Origin of the sequence: Pseudomonas sp. GV105, assembly GCF_003058185.1 — a bacterium.
GTDB classification, from domain to species: domain Bacteria; phylum Pseudomonadota; class Gammaproteobacteria; order Pseudomonadales; family Pseudomonadaceae; genus Aquipseudomonas; species Aquipseudomonas veronii.
In genome coordinates, this window is sequence record NZ_QBUF01000005.1 from 135,709 (window position 1) to 149,989 (window position 14,281).

At 62.5% G+C, this 14,281-nt stretch carries 14 protein-coding genes; 8 read left to right on the top strand and 6 right to left on the bottom strand.

The genetic code is table 11. From position 1 onward, the window contains the following. Nucleotides 1–225: 225 nt before the first annotated feature. Nucleotides 226–867, bottom strand: a complete 642-nt coding sequence (locus C8K66_RS11245) for an HD domain-containing protein (RefSeq protein WP_108524846.1) — start codon at nucleotides 865–867, stop codon at nucleotides 226–228. A gap of 250 nt (nucleotides 868–1,117) precedes the next feature. On the opposite strand from C8K66_RS11245, the gene C8K66_RS11250 reads away from it, so the two are divergent. After that, a complete protein-coding gene (locus C8K66_RS11250; protein ID WP_108524848.1) occupies nucleotides 1,118–2,083 on the top strand; it encodes a GlxA family transcriptional regulator in 966 nt (321 codons plus the stop codon). A 54-nt stretch (nucleotides 2,084–2,137) separates the two neighbouring features. On the opposite strand, the gene C8K66_RS11255 is transcribed toward C8K66_RS11250, so the two are convergent. Beyond that, on the bottom strand, nucleotides 2,138–4,492 hold the full coding sequence (locus C8K66_RS11255; protein ID WP_108524850.1) for a penicillin acylase family protein: 2,355 nt from the start codon (nucleotides 4,490–4,492) through the stop codon (nucleotides 2,138–2,140). A 31-nt stretch (nucleotides 4,493–4,523) separates the two neighbouring features. Beyond that, entirely contained in the window at nucleotides 4,524–5,099 is a 576-nt protein-coding gene (locus tag C8K66_RS11260) for a DUF6436 domain-containing protein (protein ID WP_046381720.1), read from the bottom strand. A gap of 111 nt (nucleotides 5,100–5,210) precedes the next feature. Here C8K66_RS11260 and C8K66_RS11265 point away from each other — a divergent pair, with 111 nt between their 5' ends. Next, nucleotides 5,211–6,152: an alpha/beta hydrolase gene (locus C8K66_RS11265; protein ID WP_046381721.1), complete on the top strand. Its 942-nt coding sequence runs from the start codon at nucleotides 5,211–5,213 to the stop codon at nucleotides 6,150–6,152. A gap of 104 nt (nucleotides 6,153–6,256) precedes the next feature. On the opposite strand, the gene C8K66_RS11270 is transcribed toward C8K66_RS11265, so the two are convergent. Then, entirely contained in the window at nucleotides 6,257–7,009 is a 753-nt protein-coding gene (locus C8K66_RS11270) for a DUF2059 domain-containing protein (RefSeq protein WP_017845071.1), read from the bottom strand. Nucleotides 7,010–7,140: 131 nt separating this feature from the next. Here C8K66_RS11270 and C8K66_RS11275 point away from each other — a divergent pair, with 131 nt between their 5' ends. Together C8K66_RS11275 and C8K66_RS11280 are read left to right on the top strand one after the other, a co-directional pair. Further along, a complete protein-coding gene (locus tag C8K66_RS11275) occupies nucleotides 7,141–7,773 on the top strand; it encodes a 2OG-Fe(II) oxygenase (protein WP_108524852.1) in 633 nt (210 codons plus the stop codon). Nucleotides 7,774–7,775: 2 nt separating this feature from the next. After that, nucleotides 7,776–8,276 carry a DUF523 domain-containing protein gene (locus C8K66_RS11280; protein ID WP_079444887.1) on the top strand — a complete coding sequence of 167 codons (501 nt, stop codon included), beginning with the start codon at nucleotides 7,776–7,778 and terminating at the stop codon, nucleotides 8,274–8,276. 1 nt (nucleotide 8,277) lies between these two features. Here the strand turns inward: C8K66_RS11280 and C8K66_RS11285 are convergent, their stop codons facing one another. Continuing rightward, nucleotides 8,278–8,772: a transporter substrate-binding domain-containing protein gene (locus C8K66_RS11285; protein WP_046381723.1), complete on the bottom strand. Its 495-nt coding sequence runs from the start codon at nucleotides 8,770–8,772 to the stop codon at nucleotides 8,278–8,280. 133 nt (nucleotides 8,773–8,905) lie between these two features. On the opposite strand from C8K66_RS11285, the gene C8K66_RS11290 reads away from it, so the two are divergent. After that, nucleotides 8,906–9,346, top strand: coding sequence for a DUF4399 domain-containing protein (locus C8K66_RS11290; protein WP_046381724.1), 441 nt, complete (start codon nucleotides 8,906–8,908; stop codon nucleotides 9,344–9,346). Nucleotides 9,347–9,413: 67 nt separating this feature from the next. On the opposite strand, the gene serA is transcribed toward C8K66_RS11290, so the two are convergent. Next, the gene (gene serA, locus C8K66_RS11295) at nucleotides 9,414–10,643 is read right to left on the bottom strand and encodes a phosphoglycerate dehydrogenase (RefSeq protein ID WP_017845066.1); all 1,230 of its coding nucleotides are present in this window, start codon (nucleotides 10,641–10,643) and stop codon (nucleotides 9,414–9,416) included. A gap of 367 nt (nucleotides 10,644–11,010) precedes the next feature. Here serA and C8K66_RS11305 point away from each other — a divergent pair, with 367 nt between their 5' ends. The 3 genes from C8K66_RS11305 to C8K66_RS11315 all read left to right on the top strand — a co-directional run bounded on the left by C8K66_RS11305 (nucleotide 11,011) and on the right by C8K66_RS11315 (nucleotide 14,191). Continuing rightward, entirely contained in the window at nucleotides 11,011–12,405 is a 1,395-nt protein-coding gene (locus tag C8K66_RS11305; RefSeq protein ID WP_046381725.1) for an FAD-binding oxidoreductase, read from the top strand. Nucleotides 12,406–12,427: 22 nt separating this feature from the next. Next, entirely contained in the window at nucleotides 12,428–13,093 is a 666-nt protein-coding gene (locus C8K66_RS11310; RefSeq protein ID WP_108524854.1) for a fumarylacetoacetate hydrolase family protein, read from the top strand. Nucleotides 13,094–13,264: 171 nt separating this feature from the next. Further along, the gene (locus C8K66_RS11315) at nucleotides 13,265–14,191 is read left to right on the top strand and encodes an SdiA-regulated domain-containing protein (RefSeq protein ID WP_108524856.1); all 927 of its coding nucleotides are present in this window, start codon (nucleotides 13,265–13,267) and stop codon (nucleotides 14,189–14,191) included. Nucleotides 14,192–14,281: the final 90 nt, after the last annotated feature.

A 14,281-nucleotide genomic window follows, 5' to 3' on the forward strand; every position in this document is an offset into this window, starting at 1 on the left:
CGGCGCGCTTGCGCGAGCTGGACCTGTCGATCGAAGAAGCGGCCAGCCGATGGCTGGCAGCAGCCGGACAAGCGTCGGGCGCCTGCGCCGGTCTAACGGCCGACACGGTGCAAATGTGGGAGGGGGCTTGCCCCCGATAGCAGAGTGTCAGTCACTGAAGCTGTGACTGATCCACCGCCATCGGGGGCAAGCCCCCTCCCACATTTTGACCGCGTTCCAGGTTGATCAGGCCGTCCACGGCGACTGGCGAATCACCTCGACAAAGTTCATCGGCTTGAACCCCGGCTCCTGATCCACCAGCACATCGGTCTTCACGTTGCCGAACGTGGTCAGCGGGCGATGGCGCAAGCCGTCGGCGAACGCGCAGATGATGCATTCCTTGAACCCTTCACCGCGTGGATGTGCATGCACCACGGCTTCGCGCTGCACGGGGGTAAATGCGGCGTAGTCCATGCCCAGCACGTCCATCTCGACGCCGGCGGTGACCAGCGCCACGGTCGGCCGCAGATGCTGTGGCACGCCCGGCGTGGTGTGCAGTGCGATGGACAGCCACACCTGTTCGATGTCGTCATCGCTCAGCCCATGCGGCTTGAGGAAGTCCGCCGCCGCGTTGGCGCCGTCGACTTCGAAACGCTGGTCGTCGCTGCGATGGCCTTCGACCAGGCCCAGGTCATGGAACATCGCGCCGACGTAAAGCAGCTCCGGGTTATAGGCCAGTTGCTTGCGCTCACCGCTCAACGCACCGAACAGAAACACCCGGCGCGAGTGGTGGTAGAGCAGGTCGGATTCGATATCGCGGATGTAGTCGGTGGTGGCCCTGGCCAGGGCGCTGTCCGGGATCTTGATGCCGGCGATGCTGGTGCTCATGGTCGTTCTCCGCAAGAAAGCGCCGGGGTGGCGCCGAGGCAGCCAGTCTGGTCGCGCGCCGGGGAAGGGGCTATCGCAGCGAGGGTGCGATGTCGGCCAATGTGCTGCTACATCGTGCCAAGTGAAAGTCGGCTAGGGTGTAGCTGGCGATATCGCCCTTGAAGCCTGCGAAAATCCAAAGGTGGAAGGGCGTTTGCCCCCTCCCACAAGGGTTCTGTGTTTATCCGGTTAGGTAAAGGTGTGCCTGTTCATGAGCAAGACCGTCGGCATTCTGATTTTCCCCGGCGTCCAGTCACTGGACGTGACCGGCCCGCTGGATGTGTTCTGCGAAGCGAACCGTTTCCTGTCGCCCGACGACCAGTACCAGTTGGACGTGATCGGCCTGGACCACGGCAATATGGCCTGTTCCAACGGCCTGTCGTTGCAGGCCCATCGGCATTACCGCGAAGCGTTGCAAGCCTATGACCTGCTTCTGGTCGCCGGCGGGCCGCAGTTGCCTTTCGAGGATTTCGGCGCGCACTTCGATGATTGGCTGCGCGGGGCCGCGGCGCGGGCGCAGCGCTTCGGTTCGATTTGCAACGGCGCTTTCATACTGGCCCGCGCCGGCCTGCTCGACGGGAAAACCGTCACCACCCATTGGGGCGATGCCGCCGACCTGGCGCGGTTGTGCCCCAGCACCCGGGTCGAGGCCGACCATCTCTATATGCAGGACGGCAACCTCTACACCTCGGCCGGGGTCACGGCGGGGATCGACCTGTCGCTGTACCTGCTGGCCCAGGACCACGGGCCGGAAGTGGCGTTGAGCGTGGCCAAGCGCTTGGTGGTGTTCACCCAGCGTGCGGGCGGGCAGTCGCAGTTCAGCCCGTTCCTCACTCCCCACGCCGAAACCACCTCGGCGGTGGCGCTGGTGCAAGTGTATGTGCTGGCGAACCTGACCGGCGACCTGACCATCGCGGACCTGGCCAACGCGGCCAATATGAGTGCGCGCAACTTCTCCCGGGTGTTCGCCCGTGAAGCGCGGATCACCCCGGCGGAGTTCGTCGAGCGGGCGCGAGTGGATGCGGCGCGGGTGATGCTCGAAAGCAGCCGCGCACCGCTCAAGACCGTGGCCTATCAATGCGGGTTTCGCGATGCCCAGCACATGCGCAGCGTGTTCAACCGCCGACTGGGGGTGACGCCGCAACAGTTCCGGCTCAACTTCGCCGCGCCGGTGTAGGGGCAACACCGCAGATACAAGCCCCCTCCCACATTTTGACCGCGTTCCAGGCGGTCAGCGGGCTGGCAGCAGCTTCAGCGTACCGCGCGTATTGGCCGTGATTTCCTCGTCGCTGAAATGCGCCTGCTCATAGCCGCCCTCGATATACGTTTCCGCCTGGTCCCCATAGTGCTTGTCGAACGGCACACCGCTTTGCCCCACCGGGTTGATAGTCAGCGCGTGGGGCACGTCGGCGAAGTCGATCAGGCGCCGGGTCGACGGGCCGTAGGTCACCGGCCATGGCGCCGGGCCGATATTGGCTGACTGGTTGTTCGGCACTTCGTGGCTGCCCGGGGCGGGGAAGGGGCCGACGTTGACGAGCCGGTCCAACGGTTTCTGCGAACCCAGCGGGTGGCCGTGGGTCAGCGTATGGGCCTTGCCCCACTGCCATTGGCCCGGGTCATCGCCGAAGGTCGCCTTGAGGTGCGCGAGGCTGTTGTCCCAGGCGAGCTTGACGGTGTCGGCACGCTTGCCGTTCCACCAGGGCGAATCCGGGCTCGCGGCCAGGCGGGGCAACGCCGCATCGATCACCCGCGTGCTGAGCAGGGTCTTGAACATGGCGTCGCCGAGTTTCGGGTGGAAGGCCGCGTCAGCCAGGTTGAACAGGAACTGGTTGAACAGCGTGGCGCTGGTGGAGTCCAGCGGATAATCGCCTTTCCAGGCCGCCAGTTGCTCCACCAGTTGCAACTGCGCCGGGTCCTTGACCACCTCGCGCAGCACCGGCAACAGCGGTGCCAGCAGGCGCGGGCCGAAGGCGGTGGTGGTGCCCAGTTGCAGGGCCTGGCTGTTGTTCACGTCCCACTTCACGCGCTTGTCGCTCAACTGCGCGTTCAACTGCTGGCCACGGTCGGCCAGGTTGTAATAGCCGGGGATCTCCATGCCGCTGGGCGACACCGGCTGCGCATTGGCCGACACCACATAGCCACGCGCCGGGTTTTCTTCCTGGGGGTTGGCGCTGAACGGGTAGAAGCCCAGCTTGTCGGCCTGGGCCGTGCTGCCGTCGAGGATAAACCCGGGGTTGACGCCGGCCGGGCGGATCGGCAACTGCGCCGCCGCCCACCAGCCGATATCGCCCTGGGCATTCGCCCACACAATGTTCAGCCCCGGCGCCGACACCTTGGCTGCCGCGGCACGGGCCTTGGCCAGGGTGTCGGCGCGGTTGAGCTGGTAGAACCCTTCGAGGATCGGGTTCTGGGTGTCGAGGAACGCCCACCACATCGCGATCGGCGTCTTGCCGGCGTTCTCGCCGAGCACGTCATTGATGATCGGGCCGTGGGGCGATTGGCGCAGGGTCAAGGTGACCGGTGCCTGGCCCTTGACCGCGATCTGTTGCTCGCTGCGGGTCATGTCGACCCATTGGCCGTGGTACCAGACCTGGTTGGCGTTGTCCGGATTGACCTGCTCGGCGATCAGGTCGAGGTCGTCGTTCTGGAACATGGTCAGGCTCCAGCCGAAATCCAGGTTGTGCCCCAGGAACGCCACCGGCACCAGCGCGTTGTGATAGCCGTACAACTCAAAGCCCGGCGCCGACAGCTGCGCCTCGTACCACACCGACGGCACCGAGAAGCGGATATGCGGGTCACCCGCCAGCAACGGCTTGCCACTCTGGGTGCGGCTGCCGCTGATCGCCCAGGCGTTGCTGCCTTCGAACTGCGGCAAGCCGTTGTCGGCCAGGGCCTGTTCACTCAGGGCCGCGATGGCGCCGAGGTTTTGCCAGTCGCTGGCGGCCAGGTTGAGCGCGCCCTTGGGTTGCCAGGCGAGGTCGAACACGTTCAGGTAATCGCTGCCCAACTGGTCGCGTACATAGGTCAGCAATGGTTCGGTACGAAACGCCGCAGCAAAGCTGTAGGCCATATACCCGGCGACGCTGATGGTGTCCTCGGCGGTAAACGGCCGCTTGGGGATGCCCAGCACATCGAACTCCATCGGGCTGGCGTGGTTGTCCTGATACTGGTTGATCCCGTCCAGATAGGCTTGCAGGGCCTTCCAGTGCGCCGACTCGTGGTCCAACTGCGCCACATAAGTGGCGGAGCGCTCGCGAATGCGCAGGCTGCGGAACAGTTTGTCGGTGTCCAGCAGCTTGGGGCCGAGCACTTCGGCCAATTCGCCGCGCGCCAGGCGTCGCATGATTTCCATCTGGAACAGCCGGTCCTGGGCATGCACATAGCCCAGGGCGCGGTACAGGTCGGTCTCGTTCTCGGCGCGGATATGCGGTACGCCACGCTCGTCGTAGCGCACCGTGACCGAGCCTTGCAGGTTCGCCAGCGTTACGGCGCCCTGGCGGGTGGGTTGCTTGCTGTAGACGTACCAGCCGGCACCGACGGCGACCAGCGCCAGCAGCACCGCGAGAACCTGCAAGAGGCGCTTCATGAACATTCCTTACCAAGAGTGGGGCGACGGGCTACGAACCGGTTGGCCACGAACAATAGCAGCCCACCGCCAGGGTGTGAGTGGCATTCACTGCGCGGCCTGCTGCAAGGGCCTTGAGGATCGGCTCGATAAAGCTGTTGCTGGCGTTGCACGTCAGCCCTTCGCTGTAGGGCCCGAAATACGCGAGCTTGCCGCTGCGGTCCCAGATCGCCACGGCCGGGGTCGCGGGTATCTGATCGGCGCCGGGCAGGCTGCTGAGGATTTTCATCTGGCGCAGGTTGTCGGGCAACTGGCCGTGGCTGCCGGGTTTCTGCAGGGCGTAGAACTCGACGCCCTGGGGTGCGTAGTGCTCGATCAATTCGCCGAGGTGCTGCTGGTTGCCGACGTTGCACGGGCAGGCCGGGTCCCAGAAATGCACGAGGCGGATCGGGCCGGGGCCGGCGAGGTCGTCGGGCAGGCGCAGGGCGTCGCCGGAAAACACCGCCGTGTGTTCGCTGAAGGCACGCAGGTAGCGGCCTTGGAACCAGTCATACGCCGCCCATAACACGCCGGCGCAGAGGATCAGCAGCAGGCTGGCGAACAGGGTGGTGCGGTAGGGCTGTCGCATTCAGATCAATCCTCGAAGGACGCGTAGCTTGCCATGCTTGCCCCGACAGATGAATATCGCAGCTCGATATTCCTCTGCGCAGCGCGTGAAGCCCCAAGTCTGGAACCTCTTATGCCCGTCACCTTTGACCCCGATCACCTGCGCGACAGCTTGCGGCCCCTGGTGGATGCGCAGCCGCTCAGCGCCGAGGCGCGGGTCTATCAGCGCTTCTATGGGCTGGACCTGCGCGCGCGCCAGGTGCCGGCGGTGAGCCGCCTTGGCCGGTTCGAGGTCGATGGGTTCGCGGTGGTCGCCCAGGTGTGGTGGCCGCCGGTGCCGGTGGCGACGATGTTCATGTTCCACGGGTTCTACGACCATATGGGGCTGTACCGCCACGTCGTCGACTGGGCGCTGGACCAGGGTTTCGTGGTGATCGCCTGCGACCTGCCGGGCCATGGCTTGTCCAGCGGCGCGCGGGCCAGTATCGATGATTTTGCGGTGTACCAGGACGTGGTGCAGGCGCTGTTCGCCCAGGCCGAAGCGCTGCACCTGCCACGGCCCTGGCACCTGTTCGGGCAAAGCACCGGCGGTGCGGTGGTGGTGGATCACTTGCTCAACCATGGCGCCGACAGCCCGGCCCAGGGTAAGACTTTTCTGCTTTCACCCTTGGTGCGTCCGCGTGGGTGGGGCTGGTCGCAGGTCAGCTATTACCTGCTGCGGCCGTTCGTCAAAGGCATCGCCCGACGGTTCAGCGAAAACACCAATGACCCGGCCTTCAAGCCGTTCCTCGAAGCCGACCCCTTGCAGCCGCGCCAATTGCCGACGGCCTGGGTCGGGGCACTGGCGCGCTGGATCAGGCAAATCGAAGCCGCACCGCGCAGCCCGCGGCGGCCGCTGATTGTGCAGGGCGAAGAGGATATGACGGTGGATTGGCAGCACAACCTGCAGGTGCTGCGGGGCAAGTTCGATCAGCCGGAGGTGTTGATGCTCAAGCGCGGCCGGCATCACTTGGCCAATGAGATCCCGGAGATTCGCCAGGAATACTTCAAGTACCTCACCGACCACCTGAAATAACACGGACCAAATGTGGGAGGGGGCTTGCCCCCGATAGCAGGGTGTCAGTCAGCACATCTGATACTGACCCACCGCTATCGGGGGCAAGCCCCCTCCCACATTTCCTACTGCGCCAGGCTTGAGGTGCTTTGGCCGACCGCCAGCCCTGCGCGAACGGCGGCAAGCGCCGCCTGGTAATACGCCTTACCCTGCGGCGACTCGGCAAACGTAGCGAATTCTTCCAGCTCCGGGTCGGACAAATCCCGATAGACGTACAGCAACGTGTTGTTCAGGTCATTGCCGATCTGTTGCATCAGCCGTTCGCGTTGTCCATCCAGCATGCCCTGGGCCTGGCCGCCGCCCAACAGGCCGGGGATCATCTGGCTCAAGCTGTCGGCCGCCACGCCGGCGATCGCCAGGCTGACTTCGGCGCCGGCTTCGCGGGCGGGCAGGGCCTGGGCCAGGTGGCCGATGATTAGGCTGCGGGTGGCGTCGGCTTCGATGTGCGGCAGGCCTTGGGCATTTTTTGCCAGCTGGTCGCGGCGGGTGGCCAGCAGTTCGGCAGCGACAATCTTGCGCCCCAGCGGCGACTGGAAAAACGCCAGGGCCGGTGCCGGGTCCGCCAGGTGCTTGCGCAGTTGGGCTTCGGCGCGCCGGTCCACGGCCTGGGCGGCGAAGCGCTTGTTGCTGTTGTCGACCAGCGCCTGGTACACCGCTGGCGGCAGGCTGTTGCGGTAGCGTTGCTGGGCGGCACTGAGGGCGTCATTGAAATGCGCGCGTTGTTCGGCCCAGCCGGCGACCTTGTACAACTGGTCATGGCCGTCTGCCCAAGCGGGCAAAACGCAGAACATCAGCAAGGAAAAAAACAAACGACGCATATGGACTCCTGTCAGTCGGCCACTATTGTCCGTGTCGGGCGTAGGATTTGTCGAGAAGTCCTATCAGTCACCTGACTAAAGTGCGTTCAGACGCTCAGCGGCTCTGTCGGATTCACAGGCGTATGGATACTATGCGCGCCATGCAAATATCCCACGATCACCCATTGCTGCAACGCATTGTCGACGACCTGGCCGAAAAGGGCTGGTCGCAGCAAAACGGCTTCCTGCCCCAGGCTCTGACCCTGGAACTGGCGGCTGAGTGCCATAAACGTGCGGCTGAAGGTGAGCTGGCCCCGGCGGCGGTCGGGCGCGGGCCGGCCCAGGAGATTCGCGAGGGTATTCGTGGCGACCATATCCAGTGGCTGGAGGAGGGCGACGCCGTCGTCTGCGACCGCTATATGACGGTGATGGACAGCCTGCGCCTGGCGATAAACCGCAGCTTGTTCCTCGGCCTGGAGGATTTCGAAAGCCATTTCGCGATGTACCCGCCGGGGGCGTTTTACCTCAGGCACCTGGACCGGTTTCGCGACGACGACCGGCGCACGGTCTCGGCGGTGATCTACTTGAACGACGAGTGGCTGCCGGAACACGGCGGCCAGTTGCGCATGTACCTCAAGGACGGCGTCGAACTCGACGTGGTGCCCAGCGGAGGTTGCCTGGTGGTGTTCCTGTCCGGCGAAGTGCCCCACGAAGTGCTGCCTGCTACCCGCGAGCGCCTGTCGCTGACCGGCTGGTTTCGTCGGCGCGGTAACGAGCCGTTTTAAGCATGGAAAAAATTCTCGTCAGCCGCTGCCTGCTCGGGCACAAAGTGCGCTATGACGGCGGCGCCAGCGGGCCGTTCGATCAACTGGCGGCATGGCAGGCCGAAGGCCGCGTGGTTGCGATCTGCCCGGAAGTGGCGGGCGGTTTGCCCACGCCCAGGCCTTCCGCTGAGATTCCGGGCGGGCAGGGTATCGACGTGTGGGAGGGCCGCGCCCAGGTGCTGACCGCCGCGGGCGAGGACTTCAGCGCCGCCTTCCTCGACGGCGCCCGCCAGGCGTTGGCGCTGGTGCAGCGCCACAATATCCGTATCGCCGTGCTCAAGGCCAATAGCCCGTCCTGTGGCAATGTGCTGACCTATGACGGCACTTTCAGCGGTGTGAAGGTGAGCGGCGAGGGTGTCACGGCGGCGCTGCTCAAGCGTCATGGGGTGCTGGTGTTCAGTGAGTTGGAGTTGCTTGAGGCGGCGCAAGCCCTGGCCCGTCTCCCAAGCCCTCCCACATTTTGATTTACTGTGCTTTGACTTCCGCCGTGTCGCTTTCGAGCCACTTCTGCCCCAGCGCCTTCAACCGGCCATCGGCTTTCACCCGTTGCAGCGCATTGTCCAGGCTCGCCTTGAACGCCGGGTTGCCCTTCTGGAACGGAATGGCCAGCGCCGGCTTGTCGCGATAAGGCTCACTGAAATCGAACTGATCCTGCAACTCGGCAGTCATAGCGATATGGTTGATGGCCACGTCGTACTTGCCGCTTGCCACGCCGGGCAGCATGTCGCTGTCGTCGGTGGTGATGAACGAGGGGCGCACATCCATCTCTTTGGCCAGTTGTTCACCGAGTTCCACTTCAAAACCGGTGAGTTTCTCGCCGTCCTTGAAGTTGAAGGGCGGGGTATTGGCCTCGAGGGCGATGCGCAGTTCACCGCGGTCAAACACATCATCGATCAATTCGGCGTGAGCCAAGGGGCTCATCAGAGGAAGCAGCAGTAACAGGCCAGGCGAAAAGCGCATGGTCACTCCTAAATAATTCGAATGTGCGAGGCGCGGTTCAGCATCGCTTTGTTATGGTGTTGAGTGCCTTGGACAGCAATTAGTCGCTAAGTTGTCATAACCCTACAAATTTCATAGAAAAGTGGAGAAGCGAATGAAAGCCCTTTTGTCTCGTGTAACGATTGCCGGCGTACTATTGGGTGCTTCGATGTTGGTGACCGCCGCAGACGGCATCCCTCGCAGCGCGCCACCTGAAAATGCCAAAGTGTTTATCGTTTCGCCGAAAGACGGCGCCACCGTCGATAAAACCTTCACCGTCAAGTTCGGCATGGAAGGTCTGAAACTGGCCCCGGCCACCGACCAGACCCCAGGCACCGGCCACCATCACCTGCTGGTCGACCAGAAGGCGCTGCCCGACGCCAGCGTGCCGATCCCGGCCACCGACAGCGTAATCCACTTCGGCAAGGCCCAGACCGAAACCGAGCTGACCCTGACCCCTGGCAAGCACACCTTGCAACTGGTCGCCGGCGATAAACTGCACATGCAGTTCAACCCGACTGTAGCGTCGAAAGTGATCACGGTTAACGTCAAGTAAGATTTGTTCAGACAAAAAAATGGGAGACCCCTGCGGGCCTCCCATTTTTCGTAGGGCGTTTGAAGCGTTAGAACAACACGCGGCAACGAATCGTGCCGTTGATGTGTTGCAGCTTCTGTTGCGCCAGGTCCGAGTACTCGGCGTCGACGTCGATCACCACGTAGCCGACCTTCTCGTTGGTCTGCAGGAACTGACCGGAAATGTTGATGCCGTTTTCCGCGAAGACCTTGTTGATCTCCATCATCACACCCGGGATGTTCTGGTGGATGTGCAGCAGACGGTGCTTGCCAGGGTGAGCCGGCAGGGCCACTTCCGGGAAGTTGACCGAGGATACCGACGTACCGTTGTCGCTGTACTTGACCAGCTTTTCCGAGACTTCCAGGCCAATGTTGGCCTGGGCTTCAGCGGTGGAGCCGCCGATGTGCGGGGTCAGGATCACGTTGTCCAGGCCACGCAGCGGGCTTTCGAAGATGTCGTCGTTGGAGCGTGGCTCCACCGGGAACACGTCGATGGCGGCGCCGATCAGGTGCTTGTCCTTGATCGCGTCGGCCAGGGCGTCCAACTCGACCACGGTGCCGCGGGCAGCGTTGATCAGGATGCCGCCTTTCTTGATCGCGCGGATTTCCTTCTCGCCGATCATCCACTGGGTCTCAGCGGTTTCCGGCACGTGCAGGGTGACGATGTCGGACATGCCCAGCAGCTCGGTCAGGCTCGACACTTGCGTGGCGTTACCCAGTGGCAGCTTGGTCAGGGTGTCGTAGAAGAACACCTGCATGCCCAGGCTTTCGGCCAGGACCGACAGTTGAGTGCCGATTGAACCGTAACCGATGATCCCCAGCTTCTTGCCGCGGATTTCGAAGGAGTTGGCTGCGCTCTTGATCCAGCCGCCACGGTGGCAGGAGGCATTCTTCTCCGGAATGCCGCGCAGCAGCAGGATGGCCTCGGCCAGCACCAGCTCCGCGACGGAACGGGTGTTGGAGTACGGTGCGTTGAACACCGCGATGCCGCGCTCGCGCGCTGCGTTAAGGTCGACCTGGTTGGTGCCGATGCAGAAGCAGCCGACCGCCACGAGTTTCTTGGCGTGATCGAAGACCTCTTCGGTCAGCTGAGTGCGGGAGCGAATGCCGATGAAGTGCGCGTCGGCGATCTTTTCCTTGAGCTGGGCTTCCGGCAGAGAACTGGTGATGTACTCAATGCTGGTATACCCGGCGGCTTTCAGAACTTCGACAGCCGATGGGTGGACGCCTTCCAGAAGAAGGAACTTGATCTTGCTCTTATCGAGAGAAGTCTTGCTCATCTGCGTAAACCTGTATCCCGGAGAAAAATGGCAGGGAATCGGATCGCCGGATGTGTCCTGATTCACCAATACTGTTCCCGTTTGACGGCGTCTGTTGCCGTCATGCTGCGTTGCCGCTCCTCCCCATAGCCCCAGCTATGAGTCGTCGCGGCGCCTTGCCTGACGACAACAGCCACTCGTCAAACAGAAACGTATTGGTAAATCAGGGCACAGAGCTGACCCGGACGGCAGGAAAGCCGTCACCGCAGAACGCCCTTGGGCTCTGTCCTACGGGGGCGGTATGCTAGCATACGCGCCCCGCTAAACACCTATTCCTGCGACGTGAAGCGTTCTCAGGATGACCATGAATTGTTCGAGAGTTCTGTCGATGACCCATCCTGCCCTGATTGATGAGCTAAAGACCCTGGTTGAGCCCGGCAAAGTGCTGACCGACGCCGACTCCCTGGAGGCTTACGGCAAGGATTGGACCAAGCACTTCGCCCCGGCCCCGACTGCCATCGTATTCCCCAAGACGGTTGAACAGGTGCAGGCCATCGTGCGCTGGGCCAATGAGCACAAGGTCGCGCTGGTGCCGTCCGGTGGGCGTACCGGCCTGTCGGCTGCCGCCGTTGCGGCCAATGGTGAAGTGGTCGTCTCGTTCGACTATATGAACCAGATCCTCGAGGTGAACCTCACCGACCGCACCGCCAAGTGCCAGCCGGGCGTGGTCACCAAGCAATTGCAGAACGTCGCCGAAGAGCACGGCCTGTACTACCCGGTGGACTTCGCTTCGTCCGGTTCTAGCCAGATTGGCGGCAATATCGGCACCAATGCCGGCGGGATCAAGGTCATTCGCTACGGTATGACCCGTAACTGGGTCGCCGGCATGAAGGTCGTCACCGGCAAAGGCGACGTGCTGGAACTGAACCGCGACCTGATCAAGAATGCCACCGGCTACGACATGCGCCAGCTGTTCATCGGCGCCGAAGGCACCCTGGGTTTTGTGGTGGAAGCCACCATGCGCCTGGACCGTGCGCCGAAAAACCTCACCGCGATGGTGCTCGGCACCACCGACTTCGACGCGATCATGCCGGTGTTGCACGCATTCCAGAGCAAGCTGGACCTGACCGCTTTCGAGTTTTTCTCTGACAAGGCCCTGGCCAAAGTCCTCGGCCGTGGTGACGTGCCGGCGCCGTTCGAGACCGAGTGCCCGTTCTACGCACTGCTGGAATTCGAAGCCACCACCGAAGAAGTCGCCAACCACGCCCTGGAAACCTTCGAGCACTGCGTCGAGCAGGGCTGGGTGCTGGACGGGGTGATGAGCCAGAGCGAAACCCAGCTGCACAACCTGTGGAAACTGCGCGAGTACATCTCCGAGACTATTTCCCACTGGACGCCGTACAAGAACGACATTTCGGTGACGGTATCGAAAGTGCCGGCATTCTTGAAGGAAATTGACGCGATCGTCGGCGAACACTACCCCGACTTCGAGATCGTCTGGTTCGGCCATATCGGCGACGGCAACCTGCACCTGAACATCCTCAAGCCGGAAAACCTGAGCAAGGATGAGTTCTTTGCCAAGTGCGCCACCGTGAACAAGTGGGTGTTCGAAACCGTGGCGAAGTACAACGGCTCGATCTCCGCCGAACACGGCGTGGGCATGACCAAGCGCGACTACCTGACCTACAGCCGCTCGCCGGTTGAAATCGAATACATGAAGGCCGTGAAAGCGGTGTTTGACCCGAACGGGATCATGAACCCCGGCAAGATCTTCGCTGTTTAACCGCCCCTGAAGGAGTCGTTCCATGAGCTACCAGCACAAGTATGTCGACGGCACCAACATCCACTTCCCGGTGGGTAAAGTGGTGTGTATTGGGCGTAACTACGCCGAACATGCCAAGGAACTGGATAACCCGGTACCGACCGAACCGTTGCTGTTCATCAAGCCGGGCAGCTGCGTTGTGGCACTGGAAGGCGGTTTCAGCATTCCCACCGACCGTGGTTCGGTGCATTACGAAGCGGAAATTGCGGTGCTGATCGGCAAACCCCTGTCGACCAAGCCCAGCCGCGAAGAAGTGCTCGATGCCATCTCCGGTTTCGCCCCGGCCCTGGACCTGACCCTGCGCGACAAGCAGGCCGAATTGAAAGCCAAGGGCTTGCCGTGGGAAATCGCCAAGTCCTTCGACGGCGCGGCGGTGATCGCGCCGTTCGTGGTCGGCAGCACCTTCCCGGACCTGACCGATATCGGCATTCGCCTGAGCATCAACGGCGAAGTGCGCCAGAATGGCAACAGCGCGGCCATGCTCAACCCGATCATCCCGATGATCCAGTACATGGCCGGCTGCTTCTCGCTGCAGGCCGGCGACGTGATCCTCACCGGCACCCCCGCTGGCGTTGGGCCGTTGAATGTCGATGACAAGCTGGTGCTGGAACTGTCCGGTGTGACCCGCTTCGAAAGCAGCGTTCGCTAACTTCGGCACAACCCTGTGGCGAGCGAACAAGCTCGCTCGCCACAGCTCCCGCACCCGTTTCGGTTGTTTGCATATTTTTCACACCCCATCCGGATAATCTTCAGCCTCTAGCGCGCGGGCCGGTTATTCCTGTGCTATCACCTAACGCTGACTTTCCGGAAAAAGCGCCCAATGGCCGTGTCCCTGCCTACCTTCACCCCCAAGCCACGCTCTCGTTTTGCTCTGCGCTGGTATTCCTGGCTGCTTCTGGTCGGGGCGATCGTGTATGGCGTTGCCTGGGCCATGCATTGGGACGATCGCGGTGTGTTGTGGGTCGTGGAGCGTTTTGAAAGCCCGGCCAAACGCCAAGCGAGCGTGTGGCTCCCGGATTACCGCGCCGTCATCGACGCCAAGCTGCTGCCCGGTATGGAGAAGGACGAGGCCTCGGACCTGTCCTACAACCCGCAGACGAAAACCCTGTTTTCCGTCATGGGCAAAAATCCATTCCTCGTCGAGTTGACCCTGCAAGGCGATGTGCTGCGCAAGATGCCCCTTAACGGTTGGAACAACCCGGAAGGTGTGACGGTGATGGAAAACGGCCTGATGGCCGTGGTCGATGAACGCCAGCACAGCCTGACCATCGTCAAGGTCGACGCCAGCACCACGGCGTTGAACAAGGCCGACTTCCCGAGTTACGACCTGGGCCCGTCCAAAGACCAGAACAAAGCCTTTGAAGGCGTCACCTGGGACAAGCGCAACCAGCAGTTCGTGCTCGGCGAAGAACGCCCGCCAGCGCTGTTCACCTGGAAAAGCGACGGCAGCCAGACCCTGGTCGGTGACAAGCAAAAGCTCGCCAATACAAAGCTCGACATGCGCAACCTCTCGGCGCTGGCCATCGATCCGCGCACCGGGCACCTGCTGGCGCTGTCGGCCGAGTCCCACCTGCTGCTGGAACTGGATGAAAAGGGCGAGCCAGTCAGCTTCATGACCTTGCTCGGCGGCTTCAACGGCCTCAAGAACACGATCCCGCGTGCCGAAGGCGTGACCCTGGACGAGAACGGCAACCTCTACATGGTCAGTGAGCCGAACCTGTTCTATCGTTTCGAAAAACAGAAATAACAACCGATTACGTCGGATATTTCTCTATCCGCGGCATACGCCACACACCGGGCGCGTTTAAGTTTAAATTCAGGCGGGCGTGATATTCAT

Coding starts and splice junctions, on each gene's coding strand:
- C8K66_RS11265 (WP_046381721.1), top strand. CDS start 5,211: ATGCCCGTCACCTTTGACCCCGATCACCTGCGCGACAGCTTGCGGCCC.
- C8K66_RS11270 (WP_017845071.1), bottom strand. CDS start 7,009: ATGCGTCGTTTGTTTTTTTCCTTGCTGATGTTCTGCGTTTTGCCCGCT.
- C8K66_RS11315 (WP_108524856.1), top strand. CDS start 13,265: ATGGCCGTGTCCCTGCCTACCTTCACCCCCAAGCCACGCTCTCGTTTT.
- C8K66_RS11280 (WP_079444887.1), top strand. CDS start 7,776: ATGGAAAAAATTCTCGTCAGCCGCTGCCTGCTCGGGCACAAAGTGCGC.
- C8K66_RS11290 (WP_046381724.1), top strand. CDS start 8,906: ATGAAAGCCCTTTTGTCTCGTGTAACGATTGCCGGCGTACTATTGGGT.
- serA (WP_017845066.1), bottom strand. CDS start 10,643: ATGAGCAAGACTTCTCTCGATAAGAGCAAGATCAAGTTCCTTCTTCTG.
- C8K66_RS11250 (WP_108524848.1), top strand. CDS start 1,118: ATGAGCAAGACCGTCGGCATTCTGATTTTCCCCGGCGTCCAGTCACTG.
- C8K66_RS11285 (WP_046381723.1), bottom strand. CDS start 8,772: ATGCGCTTTTCGCCTGGCCTGTTACTGCTGCTTCCTCTGATGAGCCCC.
- C8K66_RS11260 (WP_046381720.1), bottom strand. CDS start 5,099: ATGCGACAGCCCTACCGCACCACCCTGTTCGCCAGCCTGCTGCTGATC.
- C8K66_RS11245 (WP_108524846.1), bottom strand. CDS start 867: ATGAGCACCAGCATCGCCGGCATCAAGATCCCGGACAGCGCCCTGGCC.
- C8K66_RS11275 (WP_108524852.1), top strand. CDS start 7,141: ATGCGCGCCATGCAAATATCCCACGATCACCCATTGCTGCAACGCATT.
- C8K66_RS11255 (WP_108524850.1), bottom strand. CDS start 4,492: ATGAAGCGCCTCTTGCAGGTTCTCGCGGTGCTGCTGGCGCTGGTCGCC.
- C8K66_RS11305 (WP_046381725.1), top strand. CDS start 11,011: ATGACCCATCCTGCCCTGATTGATGAGCTAAAGACCCTGGTTGAGCCC.
- C8K66_RS11310 (WP_108524854.1), top strand. CDS start 12,428: ATGAGCTACCAGCACAAGTATGTCGACGGCACCAACATCCACTTCCCG.